Source organism: Bradyrhizobium sp. Kon58, assembly GCF_055807455.1.
In genome coordinates this window covers 119,734-143,106 of record NZ_JBVVOT010000006.1, presented here as the reverse complement: position 1 = coordinate 143,106, position 23,373 = coordinate 119,734, and the positions used below count along the sequence as shown (strand labels likewise).

Genomic DNA, 23,373 nt, shown 5'->3' with positions numbered 1-23,373 from the left:
GCCGCGATGCGCTTTACTGATATTTTCATCAAACGCCCGGTTCTGTCGGTCGTCGTCAGCCTGCTGATCCTGCTGATCGGCCTGCGCGCGGCGACGACGCTGCCGATCCGGCAATATCCGAAGCTGTCGAACACGGTCATCAACATCACGACCGTCTATCCGGGCGCGTCCGCGGACCTGATCCAGGGCTTCATCACCACGCCGATCGAGCAGGCGGTCGCTTCCGCCGAGGGTGTCGACTACATCACCTCATCCTCGGTGCTCGGCACCTCGACGATCCAGGTCTACATCAAGCTGAACTTCGATCCGAACCAGGCGCTGACCGAGGTTCTGGCCAAGACGAACTCGGTCAAATACCTGATCCCGAAGGAATCCAACGACCCGATTGTGACCAAGACCACGGGCCAGACCACCGCCGTGATGTATCTCGGTTTCTCGTCCGAAGAGTTGTCGGGCTCGGCGATCTCAGACTATCTGACGCGCGTTGTGCAACCGGTGCTGTCGACCGTCGACGGCGTCGCCTCCGCCGACATTCTCGGCGGCCAGACCTTTGCGATGCGGCTGTGGCTTGATCCCCTGAAGATGGCTGGCCGCAACGTGTCGCCTGCGGATGTCGCGACCGCGATCACCGCCAACAACTTCCAGTCCGCGGCGGGGCAGACCAAGGGCTATCTCATCGTCTCGAACGTATCGACGAATACGGGCCTGACCGACGTCAACCAGTTCAAGAAGATGATCGTCAAGGCCAAGGACGGCGGCTTCGTGCGGATGGAGGACATCGCCACCGTCGAGCTTGCGGCCCAGAGCACGGACGCGAGCGTCGCCTTCAACGGCGAGCACGCCATCTTCATCGGTGTGCAGGCAACGCCGCAGGGCAACCCGCTGACGCTGGTCAAAGGCGTGCGGGCGCTGTTCCCCGAGTTGGAACGCAATCTGCCGCCCTCGATGAAGATGAAGGTCGCCTACGATTCGACCAAGTTCATCCAATCCTCGATCGACGAGGTCGAGAAGACGCTGGGTGAAGCCGTGATCATCGTGATCGTGGTGATCTTCCTGTTCTTGGCGTCGTTCCGTTCGGTCATCATTCCCGTCGTCACCATCCCGCTGTCGATGATCGGCGTCTGCACGCTGATGCTGGCGCTGGGCTTCAGCTTCAACCTGTTGACCCTGCTTGCGATGGTGCTCGCGATCGGACTCGTGGTCGACGACGCCATCGTCGTGGTCGAAAACATCCATCGCCATCTGGAGGAAGGGAAAACGCCGGTCCAGGCATCGCTGGAAGGCGCGCGCGAAATCGTGGGTCCCGTCGTCTCGATGACCATCACGCTCGCGGCCGTGTACGCGCCGATCGGTTTCCTCGGCGGACTGACCGGCTCGCTGTTCCGCGAATTCGCCTTCACGCTTGCGGGCTCGGTGATCGTGTCCGGCGTGATCGCGCTGACGCTGTCGCCGATGATGTGCTCGGTGCTGCTGAAGAACACCGAAGAGGGCCGTTTCGCCAAGGCGGTCAACAAGGTGTTTGGCGCGCTGACGCGGTGGTACGGGCGCAGGCTCGACCGCTCGCTTGACTACAAGGCCATCACCGGCCTGTTTGCGGTGACCATCCTCGGGCTTGTCGGCTTCCTTTACATGCACACGTCGAAGGAGCTGGCGCCTGAGGAAGACCAGGGCATCGTGTTCGCGGTGACCAAGGCGCCGAAATACGCCAACATCGACTATGTCGACTTTTACGGCGAGAAGCTCGATAAGGAGTTCCAGAAATTCCCCGAGACCGATCTGCGCTTCGTGCTGAACGGCATCAACGGCCCGCAGGGCGGTATCGCCGGCATGCTGCTGAAGCCGTGGGAGGACCGCAAGCGCTCGTCGATCCAGCTCAAGTCGCTGGTGCAGGCCGAGCTTTCCAAGATCGAGGGCGTGCAGGCGTTCGCGTTCAACCTGCCGCCGCTGCCGGGCGGCCCGGGCGGCCTCCCGGTGCAGATGGTGATCAACTCCACCGCCAGCTTCCAGACTGTCTATGAGCAGATGGAGAAGCTGAAGGCTGCTGCCCGCAAGAGCGGAATGTTCATCGTCTCAGACAGCGACCTTGCCTACAACCAGCCGAACGTGAAGGTGACGATCAACCGCACCAAGGCGCAGGATCTCGGCGTCAGTATGCAGAACCTCGGCAGCTCGCTCGCGGTGCTGCTCGGCGGCAACTACATCAACCGCTTCAACCTCGAGGGCCGTTCCTATCAGGTCATCCCGCAGGTGCCGCGCGGCCAGCGGCTCTCGCCGGAATCGCTTGCCGGCTACTATGTGACGACCAACACCGGCCAGCAGCTTCCGCTGTCGACGGTGGTGTCGATCGAGACCAAGACCGAGCCGAATTCGCTGACACATTATAATCAGCTCAACTCGGCGACCTTCTCGGCAGTGCCGATGCCCGGCGTGACCGTCGGTGCGGCGGTCGACTTCCTCGAGAGCGAGGCCAAAAACCTGCCGCAAGGCTTCAGCCATGATTATCTTGCTGACAGCAGGCAGTATGTGCAGGAAGGCAACCAGCTCGCGATCACGTTCGGCTTCGCGCTGATCATCATCTTCCTGGTGCTGGCGGCGCAGTTCGAGAGCTTGCGCGATCCGCTGGTCATCATGATCTCGGTGCCGATGGCGATCGTCGGCGCGCTTATCCCGCTGTTCTTCGGCGTGGCGACCATGAACATCTACACCCAGGTCGGCCTGCTGACCTTGGTGGGCCTGATCACCAAGCACGGCATCCTGATGGTGGAGTTCGCCAACGAGCTCCAGATCAACGAGCGGCTCGATCGCCGCTCCGCCATCGAAATGTCGGCCCGCATTCGTCTGCGGCCGATCCTGATGACCACGGCCGCGATGGTGACGGGCCTGATCCCGCTTCTGACCGCGACCGGCGCAGGCGCGGCCAGCCGCTTCTCGATCGGTCTGGTGGTCGTGGCCGGCATGTCGATCGGCACGTTGTTCACGCTGTTCGTGCTGCCGGCGGTCTATGTGGTGCTGGCGACGGACCATCGCGCGGCGGCCGATTCCGAGCGGAACAAGCAGGTCAACGACCTCGACCTCAACGCCAAGGCGCTGCGGCCGACCTGAGGCCCACGGATAAAGCGAACCCAAGGGCGGCAGCGGCCAATCCGCTGCCGCCCTTTTCTATTTGCCTCGGGGGCTGGCTGCCATCAGGCTTTCCCGCGCTCGCGAGAGACAAGGTCGGGTCTTCTTGCTAGGTTCGGCGGGATGAGCCTTTCCCTCCATCCCGACACCCCGCAAGCCAGGACGCTGCCAAGCGCAGCGCCGGTTGCCGTCGCGTCCGGCACGACGCCAGGGCAGGGGATCAAGAGCCGGCTCTTCACCAAATATGTCGCGCTGTTCGTGGCTGTCGTCGCGATCGCGCTGCTGGCGAACGGGCTGTTCGAGGTCTTCTTCTATTATCGCGAGCACAAGGCCGCTCTGGTCCGGGTTCAGCATGAACAGGCGGAGGCGGCCGCGGCCAAGATCGGTCAGTTCGTCAAGGAAATCGAGAGCCAGCTCGGCTGGACCACGCAGCTGCCGTGGTCGGCGGGCTCGATCGAGCAGCGCCGGTTCGATGCGCTGCGGCTGCTGCGCCAGGTCCCTGCGGTCACCGAGCTCGCTCAGGTCGATGCGACCGGCAGGGAGCGGCTGCGGGTCTCGCGGCTCGCCATGGACGCGATCGACAGCGGCATCGACCTGTCGGACGATCCGAAGTTCACCGAGGCGGTCGCGCACAAGGTTTTTTACGGGCCGGTCTATTTCCGCAGGGAGTCCGAGCCGTACATGACCCTGGCGCAGGCGGGGTCGCGCAAGGATGCCGGCGTCAGCATCGCGGAGGTTAATCTCAAGCTGATCTGGGACGTCGTGTCCCAGATCAAGGTCGGCGAGCATGGACACGCCTACGTGGTCGGTCCGGAAGGACGTCTGATCGCGCACCCCGATATCAGCCTGGTCCTGCGCAACACCGATATGTCTGGCCTCGCGCAGGTGCGCGCCGCACTTGCCGGAGGCAGCGCCGCGCTCGACGCCCTGTCCGAAGCGCGCAATCTCCAGGGACAGAAGGTGCTGACCGCGTCGGCCCCGATCGCGCCGCTGCACTGGACCATGTTCGTCGAGCTCCCGGTCGAGGAGGCCTATGCGGCGCTCTATGCGGCGTTGGAACGGCTCGCATTCGTGCTGCTCGCGGCGTCGATCTTCGCGGTGCTGGCCGGGATATTCCTCGCCCGCCGCATGGTCGGCCCGATCCAGGCGCTGCGCCGCGGCGCCGAGCGCATCGGCGGCGGCGATTTCTCCCAGCGCATCTCGATCAGAACCGGTGACGAGCTCGAGGGTCTCGCCGACCAGTTCAACCACATGGGCGAGCGCCTGCAGGAATCCTATGCCGACCTGGAGAAAAAGGTCGAGGTGAGAACGGCCGAGTTGACCGAGTCGCTCGAGCAACAAACGGCTACGTCGGAAGTGTTGCAGGTCATCAGCTCGTCTCCGGGCGAACTCGCGCCGGTGTTCCAAAAGATGCTCGAGAATGCCACACGCGTTTGTGGTGCGAGTTTCGGCGTCATGAATTTGTGGGATGGCGAGAGTTTCACGATTGCTGCGGATTACAATGTGCCGCCCGCGTTCGCGGCCTCGCGGAAAGATATGGCAATCCGTCCTCATCCGGAGAGCGCGCTTGCTGAGGTCGTCAGGACACGTCAGGTTGTCCACGTTCACGATGTGCAACAAACTCCGGCCTATCTGGCCGGAGGTCCGACCATTCGTGGAATCTCCGACGTTGCCGGCGCCCGCACGATCATCATCGTGCCCATGATGAGGGACAGCGAGCTGATCGGAACCGTCGCAGTTTATCGCAAAGAAGTCCGGCCGTTCACCGACAAGCAGATCGCGTTGGTTGAGAACTTTACGAAGCAAGCCGTCATTGCAATCGAAAATACGCGGCTGCTGAACGAGTTGCGCAAGCGTACGACGGAGCTGTCGCAATCCCTCGACGATCTTCGCACCGCGCAGGACCGCCTGATCCAGACCGAGAAGCTGGCGTCCCTCGGCCAGCTCACGGCGGGGATCGCGCACGAGATCAAGAACCCGCTCAATTTCGTCAACAATTTCTCGGCGGTCTCGACCGAACTGATCGACGAGCTCAACGAGGCCTTGCAAGCGGCCTCGCTCGACGGCACGACAAAAGAGGAGGTCGAGGAGCTGACTGGCATGCTGAAGAGCAACCTCGAAAAAGTGGTGCAGCATGGCAAGCGCGCCGATTCCATCGTCAGGAACATGCTGCTGCATTCGCGCGAGGGCTCCGGTGAGCATCGCCCCAGCGATATCAACGCGATCCTGGAGGAGAGCCTTAATCTCGCCTATCACGGCGCACGTGTCGAAAGGCCCGGCTTCAACGTCACGATCGAGCGCGGCTTCGACCCCGCCGCAGGCATGGTCGATATCTATCCGCAGGAAATCACGCGCGTCTTCCTCAATCTGATCTCGAACGGCTTCTACGCCACCGCCAAGCGCAAGGAGAGCGCCGCAGACGCCTTCGAGCCCACCTTGCGCGCGGCAACCAGAACTCTCGGCGACAGGGTCGAGATCCGCATTCGCGACAACGGCACCGGCATCCCGTCCGAGGTGAAGGAGAAGATGTTCAATCCTTTCTTCACCACCAAGCCGGCCGGCGAAGGCACCGGGCTCGGCCTTTCCATGAGTCATGACATCGTCGTGAATCAGCACGGCGGCACGATCGACGTGAACACCGAACCCGGTGTGTTCACCGAATTCATCATCACCCTGCCGCGCATGATGGCGGCGGGCGACACTTCCGGAGGCAAGAGTTGAACGTTTACATTCTGGTCGTCGATGACGAACCCGACGTCGAGGCGCTGTTCCGGCAGCAGTTCCGGCGCGATTTGCGCGCCGGCCGCTTCCAGATGGAATTCGCGCCGTCCGCGCCTGATGCGCTGAAGCTCGCTGCCGAGGTTCGCGATCCCTCGTTGATCCTGATTTTGTCCGACATTAACATGCCCGGCATGAGCGGGCTCGACATGCTGCCGAAGGTGCGTCTTGCGCATCCGGACGTTCCCGTCATCATGATCACCGCCTACGGAGACGCCGAGACGCGGCGGAAGGCGATCGAGCGCGGCGCAGTCGGACTTCTCACCAAGCCCATCGATTTCGCGCTGCTGCGGCAGGAAATCGACACGAGGCTCGGACAAGCCGCATGACCGCGACTATCCTCTTCGTCGACGACGAGCCGGATCTCGAGGCGTTGGTCCTGCAAAAATTCCGCAGGCAGATTCGCGACGGGTCGGTAACGATCATGTTCGCGCGCGACGGCCTCGAAGCGCTGCAGTCACTCGAGCAGAACCCGCATGTCGACATGGTGGTCTCCGACATCAACATGCCCAGGATGGACGGGCTGTCGCTGCTGGCGAAGCTCCAGGAAGCCGAAGACAAGAAGTCCACCATCATCGTCTCGGCCTATGGCGACATGAGCAATATCCGCACTGCGATGAACCGCGGTGCGTTCGACTTCCTGACCAAACCGATCGACTTCGCCGACCTGGAGATGACGATCCAGAAGACCATCCGCCACATCGAAATGCTGCGTGAGGTGCGAGGCCGCCAGGCGGAGGCGGAGCGCGCCCATGCCGCGCTCTCGCGTCATTTCTCGCCCGAGCTCGCCAAGCGTCTGGCGGCCAGCGGTGAGAACGAGGGAATCGAAGTGCAGTGGCGCGATGTCGCGACCATCTTCACGGACATTACCGGCTTCACCTCGCTGGTCGAGAGTGCGCCGCCGGAGACGCTAGGCGCGCTTCTCAACGAGTATGTCGGCGGCATGACCGAAATCGTCTTCGCCCATGAGGGGACGGTTGCCAAGATCATCGGCGATGCGATCCAGGTGCTCTTCAACGCGCCCGGGGATCAGCCAGACTATGCGACACGCGCAATCGCCTGCGCACACGATCTCGACGCCTGGGCGGAGGACTTTTCCGCGCGTTGGAAGCCGAGGGGCGTGAATTTCGGCACCACCCGCATCGGCATTCACGCCGGGCCGGCGCTGGTCGGAAATTTCGGCGGCAATAGGTTTTTCGACTACACCGCGTATGGCGACTCCATCAACATCGCGGCGCGACTGGAAGCCGCGAACAAGCATCTGGGCACGCGGATTTGCGTCAGTGCCGGCATCGCCGAGGCGGCCGAGAATTTTCGGGGTCGTCCCGTCGGGGAGCTGATGCTGCGCGGACGCAGCGAGCCGCTGCGCGCGTTCGAGCCGCTGACGCCAGCCCAATTCGCTGCGCCGGAAACGGCGCTGTATTCCGAGGCTTTTGCCAAGATGGAGGCCGGTGATGCCGCGGCCATGCCGGCCTTCGCCGCACTGGTCGGCATGCATGCCGACGATTCCCTGGCCGGCTTTCACCTGAAGCGCCTGCTCAACGGCGCCAAGGGCATTCGCATGCAACTGGAATAGGAGTCCGACATGATTGGTGAATTCTCCGCCGGCAATTACCGTTTCATTCCGTCAGTATTTCAGTATTCGGCCGGTGCGGCCGCGGACGACGGCTACGAGATCGAGCGCGTCCGCTTCGACCGGCTGGTGCCGCTCGCGGAGGGGTTTGCGCTTGCCGCGAAGTATATTCAGGAGGCGGGGCGGCCGCTAACGGCGTTCTGCGCCTGCGAACTGCGCTCGCCCGCGGCCTTCAGCGAGGAAGGCTTTCGCGCATTCAACCTGCACTATGTGAAGACGCTGTCCGAATGGCGCATCTTCGACGGCACCACCAATCCGGTGGCGCGCAGCAATGTCTGTCCCGAGATCGATCCACCGGCTGAGCCGTCGTTCTATGCGTTTTCCTTCACGCGGCCGACATGCTCGAAGACGCCGAGCTTCGTGATATCCGGCGGCGCCGAGGCGCGCGAGGGCAACGGGACCTACGTCGAGCGCACCGTGCGCTACCGCGACCTCAGTCCGGAAGGCCTTCGCGAGAAGGTGCGCTTCACGACGACGTCGCAGATGGAGAACAGGATGACGGCCTTCGGCTTCGGCTGGAAGGACACGACCGGCGTGCAGGCCTATTCCGTGCACGACTTCCACCACGCGCTGGTCGACGAGCTGGTCCGCCGCGGGGCGTTGCGGTCCGGCCTGACCTGGCACTATGCCCGGCCGCCGGTCGTGGATCTCGAATACGAGATGGATTGCCGCCGCGTGATGCGCGAGGTCGTGATCTAGCGCTGGCGCGGATCGAGCGCGTCGCGCAGGCCGTCGCCGAGCAGGTTCAGCGACAGCACCACGAGGAAGATCGCTAGCCCCGGCCAGAGCGCCATCCAGGGCGCTTGGGTGAGGAAGCGCTGCGCTGCGTTGAGCATGCTGCCCCAGGATGGCGCCGGCGGCTGCTGGCCCAGGCCAAGGAAGGACAGCGCAGCTTCGGCGATGATGGCGGCCGCAATCGACAGCGTCGCCTGCACCAGCAGCGCCGGCAGGATGTTCGGCAGGATGTGCGAGAACGCGATCCGCCACGGCGGATTGCCGAGCGCGCGCGCCGCCTCGACATAATCCTCGGCCTTGACGTTCAACACCTGGCCACGGGTCAGGCGGATGAAGATCGGGGTTGCCGAGATGCCGATCGCGATCATGGCGTTGCCGAGGCTCGGGCCGAGGAATGCGGCGAGCGCGATCGCCAGGATCAGGAATGGGCAGGCCAGCATCGCGTCGGTCATCCGGCTGATCAGCGCATCGACGAAGCCGCCGCGATAGCCGGCGAGCAGGCCGAGCGGAACGCCGACGCCCAACGCGATCGCGACCGAGGTGAGGCCCGCGAGCAGCGACGCACGGGCGCCGTAGATGACGCGGCTCAGAATGTCGCGACCGAGCTCGTCGGTGCCGAACCAGTGCGCCGCAGTGGGCGGCTTGCGGACCAGGCTCCAGCTCGTCGCGATGGGATCGTAGGGCACGACGAGTGGCGCGAGCAGCGCGATCCCAACGAACAACGTGATCATGACAAGTCCGAACACTGCGGCCTTGCGTTTGAACAAGCGGCGCCGGGCGCGCCGCGCCGGGCTGTCCAGCTCGTCAGCTTGCACGATAGGAGCAGCGGCGGGCAGGGCGGCATCGGTCATGAGTCTAGCCCCGCAGCCGCGGATTGACGAGGATGTAGGCGACATCGGCAACCAGGTTCAGCGTGATGTAGACCGTCGCCGTCACCAGCACGACGCCCTGTACCACCGCGTAATCGCGGTTGAACACGGCGTCCACGATCAGTTTGCCGAAGCCGGGAATGGAGAAGATCTGCTCGGTCAGAACCGCCCCCGACAACAGCGTGCCGAGCTCGAGCGCACCGAGCGTGATGATCGGCGTGAGTGCGTTGCGCATGGCGTGCTTGAGGATGACCGAGCGTTCGGACAATCCCTTGGCGCGCGCGGTGCGGACATAGTCGCTTTCCAGCACCTGGAGCATGGCGCTCCGGGTGTGCCGCATCAGGACCGCCGAAATCGCATTGCCGAGCACGAAGGCCGGCATGATGGTGGCGGCGAGGCTCGCACGCCAGTTCTCGGTCAGCGGCACGTAGCCGGATGCCGGCAGCCAGCCGAGTTCGATCGAGAACAGGAAGATGAGCATAATGCCGAGCCAGAAATTCGGCGTCGAGATGCCCCACAGCGCAAACAAATTGGCGCCATAGTCCCAGACGGTGCCCCTTTTCACGGCGGAGACGATGCCGGCGGGAATGCCGATCAGGAGCGCGATCAACATTGCCATCGAGCCGAGCTGGAGCGTCACCGGCAGCTTCTGCGCGATCAGCTCGCGCACCGGCATCTTGTTGCGCAGCGATTCACCGAAATTGCCTGATAGAACGCCCTTGAGCCAATAGACGTACTGCACGGGGATCGGCTGATCGAGCCGGTATTGATGGCGGATCTGTTCGATTGCCGCGGGATCACGCTCCTCGCCGGCCATCACCAGTGCCGGATCACCCGGCAACAATTGCTGGAGCGAGAAGATCAGCAACGACACGAAGAACAGTGTCGGCACGATCTGCGCGATGCGTCGGGCGAGAAAGTTCAGCATGGCGCGGGCCGGTTGTCAGGCGATGCCACGCTCACTTGAACTTCAGCCCGACCACGCGCACCAGCCCGTCGGGCATCTGCCTGTAACCCTGGAGCTTGGTCGTGTGCGCAATCAGAAGCGTGCGGTGGTAGATGTAGATGATCGGCAAATCGTCGAGCAGGATCTTGGCCATCTTTTCGTAGATTGCTTTGCGCTCCGCGACATTGGCGGTCAGCCTTCCTTCTTCCATCAGCTTGTCGGCTTCGGGGTTCGAATAGACGCCATCGTTCTGCGGTGCCTTGCTGCGCATGAAGATATAGGAATTGCCGTCGGGATCGATGCGACCGCTCCAGTTGATCTGGAAGACCTGGAACTCGCCGGCCTGGGCCTGCTTGAAGGTGGTCGCGAACTCGACGACGCGGACCCTGATGTCGAAACCTGCTTCGGCGGCCATCGACTGCACGACTTGGGCGACGGCCTCGTATTCGGTCCCCTTGGGCACCATGTAGTCGACGGTTACGGGCAGGCTGACGCCAGCCTCCTTCAGCAGCGCCTTGGCCTTTGCGATGTCGCGACCGTGAAGGGGGAATGCCTTCTGGTAATACGGATGCGTCGGGCTGACCCATTGATTGCCGGGGGTGAACTCGCCGTTGAACACGACCTGGTTGATCGCCTCGCGATCGATCGACAGATCGAGCGCCTGGCGGACTTTCGCGGATTGGCTCAGCGGCCCCTTGGCTTTGTCGTTGCCAATATTGATAGTCAGGCCGAGATAGCCCAGCTCAGGCGCGGTCGACAGCACCAGCTTGGGGTCGGCACGGACATCCTTGATGTCGGTGGCGAGCACGCGCTCGATCAGATCGAGCCCGCCGGACTTCAGGTTGGCAAGGCGCACCGTGGCGTCCACGATCGGCAGGAACACCACGCGGTCGATATGGATGTTGTCCTTGTTCCAGTAGTCGGCGAATCTCTCGAACACCATGCGGTCCTGTTGTACGCGCTCGACGAACTTGTAGGGACCGGCGCAGACCGGATGCAGGCCGAACTTGTCGCCGGCCTCCTTAGCGGCCTTCGGCGACACCATCATGCCGGAGCGGTCGGTCAGCTGGGCGATCAGGGGCGAATAAGGCGTCTTGAGCACCAGCTTGATGGTCAGGGGATCGACGACCTCGACATGGTCGACGCTGGCGAGCTCGGACTTGCGGAACGAACCCGGCAGCGTCATGTGACGCTCGATCGAGAACTTTGCAGCTTCTGCATCGAGCGGTTCGCCGTCGTGGAATTTCACGTTCGGCCGGAGCTTGATGATCATCTCCTTGCCGTCGGCCGAGGTCTCATGGGACAGCGCGAGCTGCGGCACGATGTTGAGCTTCTCGTCGATGTCGAACAGCTTGTCGCAGAAGGCGGAGAACACGATGCGGCCGACATAGGTGCGGCCGATGCTGGGGTCGAGGATATCAGGGTCCTCGCCGATGCCGATGCGAAGCGTGGTCTGGGCTTGGGCCTGGGTTTGGGTCGCGCTCACGAACGACGTCAGCAATGCCGACGCCAGGAGTGCCAAACGCATAGGTCTCATCGCTCTCAACCTCTGTTTTACGGCTATGCCGGGTTCGTCCCCAATGGACTAACCCCGCTGCCGCGGACTGCTTCCGGGCCGCCGCTGAAGGCGGCGACCAATTTTTCGAGAACCGGGGAGAAGCCGCCGTCCGTTGGGACGATCGCCTCGGACGACGGCAGTTCCGACGTTCGGTGGCATGCCGTTGCATGTCCGATGCCATCCGGCACGAGCTGAGGCATTTCGCTGCGGCAACGGTCGACCACATAGGGGCAGCGGGTGTGGAAGCGGCATCCCGGCGGCGGATTGAGCGCGCTGGGGATCTCTCCCTGCAGCACAATCCGGCTGCGCTTTGCCCGCGGTTTAGGCACCGGGATCGCGGACAGCAGGGCCCGGCTATAGGGATGGCGGGGTGCGGCGAACAGCGCGTCCGCCGCCGCCGTCTCGACGATCTGGCCAAGATTCATCACCGCTACGTGGTCGGCAATGTGCTTGACCACCGCGAGGTCGTGCGACACGAAAATGTAGGCCAGCCCAAGCCGGTCCTGGAGTTCGCGCAGCAGATTGAGGATCTGCGAGCGGATCGAGACGTCGAGCGCCGAGACCGGCTCATCGCAGATGATCAGCTTCGGCTCGACCGCGAGCGCGCGGGCGATGGCGATGCGCTGGCGCTGGCCGCCGGAGAATTCGTGCGGATAACGCCGGGCCAGCCGCGGCTCCAGCCCGACCAGCCGCAAGATCTCCTCGACGCGTTCGCGCCGCCGGGCGGGCGGCACCAGATCATGCAGCGCCAGCGGCTCGGTCAGGATCTGCCCGACGGTCATGCGCGGATTGAGCGAGGCGTAGGGATCCTGAAAGATGATCTGCGCCTCGCGGCGAAAGGCGCGCAGCGCGCCGGCGTCGAGCGAGAGCAGATCGCGGCCCTCGAACCGGATTGTGCCTGCATCCGGCTCGATCAGCCGCAGCACCAGGCGGCTCACGGTGGATTTGCCGCAGCCGGATTCGCCGACCAGCGCCAGCGTCTTGCCGGCATCGAGCGAGAAGGAAACGCCATCGACGGCTTTGACATGCGCCAGCGCCCGGCCGAACAGCGAACGCTCGGCGACGAAATGCTTGACCAGCCCATCGACCTCGAGCAGTGCCATCACGACACCAGACGTTCGAGCGGCGCACGGATGCAGCGCGAGAGGTGGCCGGGACTGACCTCGACCAGCGGCGGCGGCGCCTTGGTGCAGGCGTCCAGCACGAACGGACAGCGCGCGGCGAAGCGACAGCCGGCGGGCGGCTGCGCCATGTTCGGAACCATGCCCTCGATCGTGGCAAGCTGTTCGGCGCGATGGTCGAGCCGCGGGATCGAGCCGAGCAGGCCGACGGTGTAGGGATGCTGCGGCGCCGAGAACAGCTCGTCGACCGGCGCGCGCTCGACGATCTCGCCGGCATACATCACCGCGACCTCGTCGCAGACTTCGGCGACGACGCCGAGATCATGGGTGATCAGGATGATGGCGGCGCCGCTCGCCGCCTTCAACTCGCGCATCAGCTCCAGGATCTGCGCCTGTAGGGTGACATCGAGCGCGGTGGTCGGCTCGTCCGCGATCAGCAGCCGCGGGTCGCAGGCCAGCGCCATCGCGATCATGACGCGCTGGCGCATGCCGCCGGAGAGCTTGTGCGGATATTCGTCGATCCGCCGCTCGGGCGAGGGGATGTGGACGCGACGCAGCAGATCGATCGCCCGTTCGCGCGCACTCCTGCGCGAGCCGCCGCGGTGGCGCAAAATCGTCTCGACGATCTGGTCGCCGATCGTGAAGCTCGGATTGAGCGAGGTCATCGGCTCCTGAAAGATCATGGCGAGCCGGTTGCCGCGAAGGTCGCGCAGCGTCTGGTCCGACGTCTTGAGCAGGTCGAAACCGTCGAAGCGGATCGCGCCGGAGATTTCTGCGCTCTGCTTCGGCAGCAGGCCCATGATCGCCAGCGACGTCACGCTCTTGCCGCAGCCGGATTCGCCGACGAGGCCGAGTGTCGCGCCGTTGGCGACGCTGAGATCGACGCTGTCGACCGCGCGGGTGACGCGGCCGTCGTCGCCGTGAAAACGAATACGCAGATCCTTGATCTCGATGAGGGGGCTTGCGCTCATGATTGTCTTGCGCGCGCTGCGGCGATGCTGGCGTCGATGACGCTGCGATCGGTGTTGCCGGCCGGGTTCTGCCGCGTCGGCATGGAGGCGCGGAAGTGGACCCAGAGCTCGTGGCTGACGCGCTCGAGCCGTTCGAGCTCGCCGAGCGGATCGGGATGATCGTCGGCGCGCAGGTCCAATGCCGGCCATTCCTCCTCGCCGTGGATCAGGAGCCCGGCGGACTGCTTGCCGCGCTTGTCGCCGCCGGCGGCCTCGCCCGCGCGCATCGCGGCGAGCAGGCGGCGCGGGAAGGGCAGGCTGTCATTGGCGATATAGGTCTTTGCGGTCTCGTCGAGCACATCGGCGCCCGCGAGCATGTTGCCGGCGATCGAGAAGCCGCTGCCCGCGATGTGTCCGCACCAATCGACGCAGTCGCGCCCGGTATGCGCGGCAATCGCGCCGCTGGCGTCCATGATGTGGATCTGGCGGCTCTCGCGGCCATCGTCGGTCGCGAGCAGGGCGGCCAGCGCATCGTGTGCGTTGAGACCCTGACGCAGCAGCTTGACGCCGTCGATGCCGTAATAAGGATTGAGGAAGGCCTGCGTCGCGATGGCGCCAAGGCCCGCAGCGATGTAGGGCACACGCGCGCCGACGGCGAAGAAGCGCGTGGCTACGGCGATGCCAAACTGGCCGGTAGCAGAATCGCGCGCGATGATCGACCAGGTCATGTGCTGCCTTTAGCGCCCTGCCGCGTAGCCCTGCATGCCGCGTGGATTGGCGGCGGCGCGGCGACGCGGACCGACGCGCGAGGCCGCGGTGAGGCGGCCTTCCGACCAATCCGGTCCGACCTCGACGATATGTCCGCGTTCGCGAAGATTCGCGATCGTCGCCTTCGGCACGCGGTTCTCGACCACGAGCACGCCGGGGCGCGCGGTGCGGGGCCAGAACGAGATCGGGAAATGCTCGGAGTGCCAGGCGGGGGCGTCGATCGCCTCCTGGAGATTGAGGTTGCAATGGACGTGTCGCAGGAAGAACTGCGTGATCCACTGGTCCTGCTGGTCGCCGCCGGGCGAGCCCCAAGCGAGGTAGGGTTCGCCGTCGCGCAATGCCATGGTGGGGGACAGCGTGGTGCGTGGCCGCTTGCCGGGCGCGAGCGAACTCGGTTGGTTCTCCTCCAGATCGAACATCTGCGCGCGGCTGCCGAGGCAGAAGCCGAGCTCGGGAATGATCGGAGAGGATTGCAGCCAGCCGCCCGACGGTGTCGACGACACCATGTTGCCGGCCTTGTCGATGATGTCGAAATGCACGGTGTCGCCGCGCACCTCGCCGAAGCGGCCCACCGTCGGCTCGCCGGCGCCGAGCGCGCCGACAGCCTCGCGCTGGCCCTCGGCGCGGCGCAGCTTGACCACGCCGCCAAAGCCCTCGACCGCACCGGGCCGGAGATCGAGCGAGGCCTTGTCGGTGACGAGCTTGCGGCGCTCGTTGTTGTAGGCATCCGACAGCAGCGTTCCGATCGGGATCTCGCTGAACTCAGGATCGCCGTAGAATTTCTCGCGGTCGGCGAAGGCGAGCTTTGCGCATTCGATCTGGAGATGGATGAATTCCGGCCCGGTCGGGTCCAGCCCATCGAGCGCAAAGCCCTTCAGCAGCGCGAGCTGCTGCAGCGTCACCGGACCCTGGCTCCAGACCCCGGCCTTGCAGACCGTGTAGCGGCCATAATCGTAGGTGAGCGGGGCCTCGACCGTCGGCTGCCAGCGCGCCATGTCATCGGCGGTCAGCACACCGCGATGTGGCGAGCCGCTGACGTCCATCACGTCCTGCGTCCGGCAGAATTTGTCGATGGCTTCCGCGACGAAGCCCTGCGACCACGCCTTGCGTGCGCGCTCGATCTCGGCGTCGCGGCCGCCGCCGCCACTTTCGGCTTCGCTCAGGATTCGCGCATAGGTCGCTGCAAGCGTCTTGTTGGTGAAGAGCGTGCCGGGCTTTGGCACTTCGCCGTTCGGGAGATAGACGGCGGCCGATGTCGGCCAATGCTTGCGGAATAATTGCTCGACGGTCTGGATCGTGGCGCAGGCGCGCTCGACCAGCGGATAGCCGTCGCGCGCATAGGAGATCGCGGGCTCCAGCACCTCGCGCACGCGCATCGTGCCGTAGTCACGCAGCAGCATCATCCAGGATTCGAAGGTGCCGGGGACGCAGGCCGCGAGCAGGCCGGTGCCGGGCACCATGTCGAGGCCTTCGCTCTTGTAATGCGCGATGGTGGCGCGAGCCGGTGCCGGACCCTGGCCGCAGATTACCTCGGTGCGGCCGCGCTTCACGTCGTGCACGATGATCGGAACGTCGCCGCCGGGGCCGTTCAGATGCGGTTCGACCACCTGGAGCGTGAAAGCGGTGGCGACGCCGGCGTCAAAGGCATTGCCGCCCTTTTCCAAGATGGCCATGCCGATAGCGGTCGCGATCCAGTGCGTGGTCGCGACGACCCCGAAGGTGCCTTCGATCTCGGGGCGTGTCGTGAAGGGATCGGGATTGACGATGCTGGCCATGGACTACCTCATTTGCGGCGCGCGCAATTGATCACAGGGCCAGGCCGCCGCCAAATGCGCAGGCTGCATGGCACGCGCGCGTCACGCCGGTACCGGCGCGGTGTTGACCGCATGGCAGGCGACGCCGTCGATCAATTCAGGTGCTTCCTTGCGGCAGAGATCGAACGCCAGCGGGCAACGCGGATTGAAGGCGCACCCGGGCGGCGGATTGATCGGGTTCGGGATCTCGCCCTTCACCGGAATGCGCTGGCGGCCGCTCATGGCAAGATCGGGCACGGCCCCCAGCAGCATCTTGGTGTAGGGCATGCGCGGACGGGCAAACAGCTCGCGCCCTTCCGCGATCTCGACGATGCGGCCGAGATACATCACGCCGACGCGGCTCGCCATGTGGCGGACCACGGCGAGGTTGTGGCTGATGAACATGTAGGTCAGGCCGAACTTGTCCTGGAGGTCGCGCATCAGGTTCAGGATCTGCGCCTGTACGGAGACGTCGAGCGCGGAGGTCGGCTCGTCGCAGACGATGAACTCCGCGTCGGAGGCGAGCGCGCGAGCGATCGCGATGCGCTGACGCTGGCCGCCCGAGAATTCGTGCGGAAATTTCAACCTGTCGTCGGGATGCAGGCCGACCAGGCTGAGAAGCTCTCCGACCCGCGCCTGGATGTCGCGCTCGCCCTCGATCAGGTCGAACGCGCGGATCGGCTCGGAGATGATGGCGTCGACCCGGAAGCGTGGGTTCAGGCTCGCATAGGGATCCTGAAAGATCATCTGGATGCGGCGGCGCAGTTTCCGCCGCGCCTGGGCCTGCCGCGGATCGGTCATCGAGATGCCGTCGATCAAGACGTTGCCGGAGCTTGGCGGCAGCAGGCCGACGATCATCCTCGCCACCGTGGTCTTGCCCGAGCCGGATTCGCCGACCAGTGCAAAGGTCTCGCCCTTCCTGATGTCGAAGGTGACGCCGTCGACGGCCTTGAGATATTCGAGCTGCCCGCCTTCGAGCATGCGGTTGAGCCAGGGTTTCGAGACGTCGAAGACGCGCCGCAGATTCGTGGCCTGGACGAAGGAAGTGCTCATGCCGCGCTCTCTGCCGGCACGCCGTCATAGAGATGGCAGGCGACCGATTGCGCGCCCCGTGGCAGTGGCTCCGGTCGCTCGACACGGCAGCGATCGAACGCCAACGCGCAGCGTGGATTGAACGAGCACCCGCGCGGAATCGCCGACAGGCGCGGCATGGAGCCGGGGATCTGCACCAGGCGCTTGTCGTCGCCCGCGAGCGTCGGGATCGCGCCCATCAGGCCCTTGGCGTAAGGATGCAGCGCGTTCTGCACGACATCCTGCACCGGACCGATCTCCGCGACGCGGCCGGCATACATCACCGCGACCCGGTCGGAGGTTTCGGCGATCACGCCCATGTCGTGGGTCACCAGCATCACCGCGGTGCCGTGGTCGCGGCCGAGACGCTTGATGAGCGAGATGATCTGCGCCTGCACCGAGACGTCGAGCGCGGTGGTCGGCTCGTCGGCGATGATCAGCTCCGGTTCGGCGCAGATCGCGAGCGCAATCACCACGCGCTGGCGCATGCCGCCGGAGAATTCGTGCGGATAGCCGTCGATGCGCTTTTCCGGAGCCGGGATTCCGACTTCGGCGAGCAGGTCGATGGCTCGGCGGCGAGCGGCGGTCTCGGACAGGTTCAGATGGGTTCTGATCGTCTCGATGAGCTGGTCGCCGATCTTGTACAGCGGATTGAGCGAGGTGAGGGGGTCCTGAAAGATCATGCCGATGCGTTTTCCCCGCACGCGGCGCATCTCTTCCGGCGGCAGATTGTCGATGCGCAGGCCGGAGAGGCGGATCTCGCCGCCCGAGATGCGGCCCGGGGAATCGATCAGGCCAATGACCGCGAGTCCGGTGACCGATTTGCCGGCGCCGGACTCGCCGACAACACCGAGCACCTCGCCTTTGGCGATGTCGAAGGAGACATTATCGATCGCGCGCAGCGTGCCCCGGCGGGAGGCGAACTCGACCTGAAGATTACGAACAGAGAGAACGGGCTCGGTCATGAACGCTGCATACTCATCGGAGTTTCGGGTTAAGCGCGTCACGCAGCCAGTCGCCGAGCAGATTGATCGACAGGATCAGCGCCGCGAGTGCGATTCCAGGGAAGGCGACGATCCACCATTCGCCCGCGAACAGATAGTTATTGCCGATGCGGATCAGCGTGCCCAGCGATGGCATGGTCTCGGGCATCCCCGAGCCGAGGAACGACAGCGTCGCCTCGGTGATGATAGCGAGCGCGAGATTGATGGTGGCGATGACGAGAATCGGTCCCATCGTGTTCGGCAGCACATGGCGCAACATGATCACCGGGGCGGGCAGGCCAATGAGCTGGGCGGCGGCGACATAGTCCTTGTTCTTCTCGACCATGACGGAGCCGCGTACTGTGCGGGCATATTGCACCCAAAAGCTCAACCCGATCGCGAAGACCAGGACAGCCAGCATGCTCATCTCGTCGAGCTTGTTGCCGAAGACCGATTTGGCGATGCCGTTAATCAGCAGCGCGATCAGGATCGCCGGGAATGAAAGCTGCACGTCGGCGATGCGCATGATCAGCCCGTCGACGGCACCGCCGAAATAGCCGGCCGTCAGCCCGAGCAGGATGCCGATCGCGCCGGAGAAGACGACGCCGAGCACGCCGACGAGAAGCGAGATGCGCATGCCGTAAAGGATCGCGGACAACACGTCCCGACCTTGTTCGTCGGTGCCGAGCAGGAACGGGCTCTGGCCGTCGGAGGTCCATAATGGCGAGATGCGCGAGTTCATCAGCTGGAGCTGTGCCGGGTCGAAGGGATTCTGGACCGACAGCACCGAGGCGAGGATCGCGACCAGGAAGAACAGCAGCGTCACCGCCGCTGCGACCATGGTGATCTTGGAGCGGCGAAATGAATAGAACAGGTCGCTGTCGAGCGCGCGTTTGAACCAACCCGGCGCGTCGGCGCGCGGGCCGCGTTCTTCGACCTTGTGCGGGACGACGGCTTCGCTCATTCAATGTGCCCGGCTGATCGTCGAGCGCAGCCGCGGATCGACGATGGTGTAGAGGATATCAACCACGAGATTGATGGTGACGAAGATCAGGGACACCATCATCAGATAGGCAGCCATGATCGGGATATCGACATTCTGCACGGCCTGCACGAACAGCAACCCCATGCCGGGCCACTGGAATACGGTCTCGGTGATGATCGCAAATGCAATTACCGAGCCAAATTGCAGGCCGGCCACCGTGATGACCGGGATCAGCGTGTTGCGCAGCGCATGACCGTAATGGATGGCGCGCGTGGTGAGGCCGCGGGCACGGGCGAAGCGAATGTAGTCGGTGCGCATGACTTCGAGCATCTCGGTGCGGACCAGCCGCATGATCAGCGTCATCTGGAACAAGCCCAGCGTGATCGAGGGCATGATCAGCGCCTTCAGTCCGGACAGCGTCAGCAGACCTGTCGTCCACCAGCCGATATGCACGACGTCGCCGCGCCCGAACGAGGGCAGCCAGCCGAGCGTCACCGAGAACAGGTAGATCATGAGAATGCCGATCAGGAAGGTCGGCAGCGAGATGCCGATCAGCGAGATCGCCTGGAACGCGTGTGTCAGCCAGCTATCGCGGCGTAGCGCCGAATAGACGCCCATCAGGATGCCGCAGAGCATCGCGAAGATGGTGGCGCAGATCGCGAGCTCCAGGGTCGCGGGCATCCGCTCCATCAGAAGATTGGCGACAGGCAGACGGAACTGGTAGGAGACGCCGAACTTGAACTGCGCAGCGTTGCCGATATAGCGGCCGAACTGCACGATCACGGGATCGTCGAGGCCGAGCGATTTGCGGATCGCGGCGCGTTCGGCGCCGGACGTGTCCATCCCGACCATCTGGTTCACGGGATCGCCGGCGAAACGAAACATCGAAAAGGAGATGATCCCGACGGCGATCATGACACCAATGGCCTGAATAGCCCGGCGCAGTGTGAAAGCGAGCATCTGTTCCTTTCACATTTCTTCAGTAGCGCATCATTGCATTAGCCCGAAATAGCAAGTCCCGGAAGCCAGGGCTTCCGGGACTTCACAATTTGTCGACGCCTACTCGTCCTGCTTGGTCGCCCAGTAGAGCAGGACCTGGTTGTCCGCGCGCTGGGTCAGCTTGACCTTCTTGGACACGCCCCAGGCCAGCGCCTGCTGATGCAGCGGCACGTAGGCCCAGTCCTTCATCGAGATCTCCCAAGCCTGCTTGATCAGCAAATCGCGCTTGGCCGTATCGAGTTCCAGGAGAACCTTGTCCGCGAGTTCGTCGAATTGCTTGTTGCAGTAGCCAGCGAGATTGGCTTCGCCGCGGTTGGGATCCTTGGGATCATCGCGGCAACCCATGATGTCGTGCAGGACGTTATGGGAGTCCAGCGTGTCGGGGGTCCAGCCCAGCATGAAGAACGACGTCTTGTAGCCGCCGGGCTTCAGAACCTTGGCGAAATACTGGGCCTTGGGTTGCGCCAGCAGCTCCACTTTGAGGCCGATGCGGGCGAGCATGCCGACGACGGCCTGACAGATCGCGGCGTCATTGACGTAGCGATCGTTGGGGCAGTCCATCGTGACTTCGAAACCCTCGGGATAGCCGGCGTCAGCCAGAAGCTTCTTGGCGGCGTCGGGATCGAGCTTCGGCCGGGTGAAATCCTTCGCGGCAAAGATCTCTGGTGCGACCATCAATGCGGACGGCGTGGACAGTCCGCGCATGACGCGATTCTTGATCAGGTCGATGTCGATTGCCCGGTAGACGGCTTCGCGGACGCGGACGTCCTTGAACGGATTCTTGCCCTTGACGTTGGAGTACAAGAGCTCGTCACGCGCCTGATCCATGCCGACAAAGATGGTGCGGAGTTCAGGTCCCGTCAGCACGGTGGCGTTCGGACTAGCTTTCACGCGCTCGATGTCCTGGACCGGAACCGGCTCGATCACGTCGACTTCGCCGGACAACAGCGCCGCAACACGCGTGGCGGGGTTGGCGATCGGCGTGAAGACGATCTCCTTCAGATTATGCTCCGGCTTACGCCACCAGTTCGGATTGGCCTTGAAGACGGTCTTCACGCCCGGTTGATGGCTCTCGATTGTGAAGGGTCCGGTGCCGTTTTCATGGAGCGAGGCGTAGCTCGGGGTCGTCGCGGCTGCGGGCGTCGGTGCCACCGCATCGTTCGCCTCTGCCCATTTCTTGTCCATGATGTACCAGGTCGCCCACAGCGCCGTCAGAATGGGATTGGGCGAGGTCAGGATGAAATCGACGGTGTAATCGTCGATCTTGACCACCTTGGCATCGGCGGGAACGCGGCTCTGGAAATTCGAACCTTTCGCCCGTACTCGTTCGGCCGAGAACACCACGTCGTCCGCGGTGAAGGGGTCACCGTTGTGGAATTTGACGTCCTTGCGCAGGTGAAAGCGCCAGCGTGTCGGCTCCGGCGTCTCCCAGCTTTCGGCGAGTGCCGGGACGATCTTCAGGTCCTTGCCGCGGGCAACCAGGCCCTCATAGACATGACCGAGATGCGCACTGGTGGTCGACTCGTTCAGCGTGTACGGGTCGAGCGACTTGAGTTCACCCTGGTTGGCATAGCGCAGCGTCTGGCTCGACGCCGGCGAAACCGCCAACGCAAGCATACTGGCGAGCGTCGCCGCAAACAGACTTCGTCCGACTGACATTCTTGACCTCTCCACTCGCCCGCACCGTCATTTTTGATTGTTCGGCGGGGCTGATCGAACCATGTTGCCCAGAGTTCTCGACCCGTGCAAGCGCCATTCCAGCAAGGAACGCGCCAAGTTGCGCCGCTGTGCAGCAATGCTGACCGGCATTGACGGGTGGATGGGCGCGGACGCGGCCGATTTGATTGACCATATGCGCCGATCGCGGAAGCCGAAGCGCCGCGACCGGCCTCAGGTCGCTTGCGTTGCACACCGTCTCGCGGCGATACTGCGGCCGGGCGCTCGAATCTCATCTGGAGGGGACATGAAGGTTAATATCGAAATCGACTGCACCCCCCTCGAGGCCCGCCAGTTCATCGGATTGCCCGATTTGGCACCGATGCAGACGGCGGTGATGGACAAGCTGCAGCAGCAGGTCTTGAGCAACATCGACAAGGTCTCGCCGGAGTCGCTGATCCAGAGCTGGTTCACCTTCGATCCCAAGCTTGCCGAACGGTTTCAGGACATGTTCGTCACCATGGCCGGCCTGGGCGGCACGCGCAGCGGCGACAAGAAGAAATAATGCCGCCCGGTCCGGACGGGCCGCAGACCCCAGGCCGGCTTCGTCCGCCCGGCCTTGCTTTGCTGCTCGCCGAAGCCCGTGGGTTGCTCGAACTTAACGCCAGCCTGCTGCTGTCGCCAGTCCTGATGCGGGCGCCCAAAGGCGATGGCCATCCGGTGCTGGCGCTGCCTGGTTTCCTCGCCAGCGACCTCTCGATGGCGCCGATGCGGCGCTATCTCAGCGAGCTCGGCTATGAGGCACATGCCTGGCGGATGGGCCGCAATTTCGGCGGGTTCGGACGGATGCGGGATTCATTGCGCGCCCGTCTCGCCGAAATCCATGCTGCGAGCGGACGCAAGGTCAGCCTGGTCGGCTGGAGCCTCGGCGGTGTCTATGCACGCGATCTCGCGCTGCAGGCGCCCGACTTGGTCCGCAATGTCATCACGCTCGGCAGCCCTTTTGCCAACGACATAAGAGCGACCAATGCGACGCGGCTCTACGAGATGATGTCCGGCGAGCGTGTCGAGGATTTCGCCGAGCTGCGTGAGGCGATCGCCGGCGATCTTCCGGTGCCGACGACGTCGATCTATTCGCGCGCGGACGGCATCGTGAACTGGCGCACCTGCCTGCTGCGTCCCTCCGACCGCGCCGAGAACATCGAGGTGCACCTGGCGAGCCATATCGGGCTTGGGGTGAATCCCGCAGCGCTGTGGGCCGTGGCGGACCGCCTTGCGCAACCGGAGGGGGAGTTCTGGCCATTTGACAGGGCAGGGCCGTTTGCCATTGCATATGCCCCGCCGGAACAGGCAGTATCGGCCTGACGAGAAGCGCCGCCTAAGGCGCCCGTCAAATACTCGGGAGGGA

At 64.1% G+C, this 23,373-nt stretch carries 19 protein-coding genes; 7 read left to right on the top strand and 12 right to left on the bottom strand.

The features are described 5' to 3' along the window. Positions 1-6 precede the first annotated feature (6 nt). The 5 genes from AC0L20_RS13590 to cnbZ all read left to right on the top strand — a co-directional run bounded on the left by AC0L20_RS13590 (position 7) and on the right by cnbZ (position 8,230). Positions 7-3,102 carry a MexW/MexI family multidrug efflux RND transporter permease subunit gene (locus tag AC0L20_RS13590; RefSeq protein ID WP_473289053.1) on the top strand — a complete coding sequence of 1,032 codons (3,096 nt, stop codon included), beginning with the start codon at positions 7-9 and terminating at the stop codon, positions 3,100-3,102. A gap of 141 nt (positions 3,103-3,243) precedes the next feature. Continuing rightward, positions 3,244-5,841, top strand: a complete 2,598-nt coding sequence (locus AC0L20_RS13585) for an ATP-binding protein (RefSeq protein WP_473288927.1) — start codon at positions 3,244-3,246, stop codon at positions 5,839-5,841. Continuing rightward, positions 5,838-6,227, top strand: coding sequence for a response regulator (locus AC0L20_RS13580; RefSeq protein ID WP_007593876.1), 390 nt, complete (start codon positions 5,838-5,840; stop codon positions 6,225-6,227). Before AC0L20_RS13585 ends, AC0L20_RS13580 begins: the two co-directional genes overlap by 4 nt. Beyond that, positions 6,224-7,474, top strand: coding sequence for an adenylate/guanylate cyclase domain-containing protein (locus AC0L20_RS13575; protein WP_473288926.1), 1,251 nt, complete (start codon positions 6,224-6,226; stop codon positions 7,472-7,474). Before AC0L20_RS13580 ends, AC0L20_RS13575 begins: the two co-directional genes overlap by 4 nt. Positions 7,475-7,483: 9 nt before the next feature. Further along, complete coding sequence (cnbZ, locus tag AC0L20_RS13570) at positions 7,484-8,230, top strand: 2-amino-5-chloromuconate deaminase CnbZ (protein ID WP_473288925.1); 747 nt, start codon at positions 7,484-7,486, stop codon at positions 8,228-8,230. Here cnbZ and AC0L20_RS13565 read toward each other — a convergent pair. The 12 genes from AC0L20_RS13565 to AC0L20_RS13510 form a co-directional block, all read right to left on the bottom strand. Continuing rightward, positions 8,227-9,117 carry an ABC transporter permease gene (locus AC0L20_RS13565; RefSeq protein WP_473288924.1) on the bottom strand — a complete coding sequence of 297 codons (891 nt, stop codon included), beginning with the start codon at positions 9,115-9,117 and terminating at the stop codon, positions 8,227-8,229. The two genes, cnbZ and AC0L20_RS13565, sit on opposite strands and share 4 nt — an antisense overlap. Before the next feature lie 4 nt (positions 9,118-9,121). Beyond that, on the bottom strand, positions 9,122-10,063 hold the full coding sequence (locus AC0L20_RS13560) for an ABC transporter permease (protein ID WP_456765330.1): 942 nt from the start codon (positions 10,061-10,063) through the stop codon (positions 9,122-9,124). A gap of 31 nt (positions 10,064-10,094) precedes the next feature. Next, positions 10,095-11,618 carry an ABC transporter substrate-binding protein gene (locus AC0L20_RS13555; RefSeq protein ID WP_473288923.1) on the bottom strand — a complete coding sequence of 508 codons (1,524 nt, stop codon included), beginning with the start codon at positions 11,616-11,618 and terminating at the stop codon, positions 10,095-10,097. Positions 11,619-11,641: 23 nt separating this feature from the next. Then, a complete protein-coding gene (locus AC0L20_RS13550) occupies positions 11,642-12,742 on the bottom strand; it encodes an ABC transporter ATP-binding protein (protein ID WP_473288922.1) in 1,101 nt (366 codons plus the stop codon). After that, the gene (locus AC0L20_RS13545) at positions 12,742-13,731 is read right to left on the bottom strand and encodes an ABC transporter ATP-binding protein (RefSeq protein WP_473288921.1); all 990 of its coding nucleotides are present in this window, start codon (positions 13,729-13,731) and stop codon (positions 12,742-12,744) included. The genes AC0L20_RS13550 and AC0L20_RS13545 overlap by 1 nt, the downstream gene beginning before the upstream one ends. Continuing rightward, on the bottom strand, positions 13,728-14,438 hold the full coding sequence (locus AC0L20_RS13540) for a DUF1028 domain-containing protein (RefSeq protein WP_473288920.1): 711 nt from the start codon (positions 14,436-14,438) through the stop codon (positions 13,728-13,730). Before AC0L20_RS13540 ends, AC0L20_RS13545 begins: the two co-directional genes overlap by 4 nt. Positions 14,439-14,447: 9 nt before the next feature. After that, on the bottom strand, positions 14,448-16,253 hold the full coding sequence (locus AC0L20_RS13535) for a gamma-glutamyltransferase family protein (protein ID WP_473288919.1): 1,806 nt from the start codon (positions 16,251-16,253) through the stop codon (positions 14,448-14,450). Positions 16,254-16,334: 81 nt separating this feature from the next. Beyond that, positions 16,335-17,324, bottom strand: coding sequence for an ABC transporter ATP-binding protein (locus AC0L20_RS13530; RefSeq protein ID WP_473288918.1), 990 nt, complete (start codon positions 17,322-17,324; stop codon positions 16,335-16,337). After that, complete coding sequence (locus AC0L20_RS13525; protein WP_473288917.1) at positions 17,321-18,307, bottom strand: ABC transporter ATP-binding protein; 987 nt, start codon at positions 18,305-18,307, stop codon at positions 17,321-17,323. Before AC0L20_RS13525 ends, AC0L20_RS13530 begins: the two co-directional genes overlap by 4 nt. 13 nt (positions 18,308-18,320) lie before the next feature. Then, positions 18,321-19,289 (bottom strand): ABC transporter permease, encoded by a 969-nt coding sequence (locus AC0L20_RS13520; RefSeq protein ID WP_007593845.1) that lies wholly within the window; start codon positions 19,287-19,289, stop codon positions 18,321-18,323. Beyond that, positions 19,290-20,270: an ABC transporter permease gene (locus AC0L20_RS13515; RefSeq protein WP_456765321.1), complete on the bottom strand. Its 981-nt coding sequence runs from the start codon at positions 20,268-20,270 to the stop codon at positions 19,290-19,292. A gap of 99 nt (positions 20,271-20,369) precedes the next feature. Beyond that, positions 20,370-21,968: an ABC transporter substrate-binding protein gene (locus tag AC0L20_RS13510; RefSeq protein ID WP_456765320.1), complete on the bottom strand. Its 1,599-nt coding sequence runs from the start codon at positions 21,966-21,968 to the stop codon at positions 20,370-20,372. A 304-nt stretch (positions 21,969-22,272) separates the two neighbouring features. Between AC0L20_RS13510 and AC0L20_RS13505 the strand changes: the two genes are divergently transcribed. Together AC0L20_RS13505 and AC0L20_RS13500 are read left to right on the top strand one after the other, a co-directional pair. After that, the gene (locus AC0L20_RS13505) at positions 22,273-22,530 is read left to right on the top strand and encodes a DUF6489 family protein (protein WP_007593837.1); all 258 of its coding nucleotides are present in this window, start codon (positions 22,273-22,275) and stop codon (positions 22,528-22,530) included. After that, positions 22,530-23,330: an esterase/lipase family protein gene (locus AC0L20_RS13500; RefSeq protein ID WP_027516741.1), complete on the top strand. Its 801-nt coding sequence runs from the start codon at positions 22,530-22,532 to the stop codon at positions 23,328-23,330. The genes AC0L20_RS13505 and AC0L20_RS13500 overlap by 1 nt, the downstream gene beginning before the upstream one ends. The last annotated feature ends 43 nt before the right edge of the window (positions 23,331-23,373 follow it).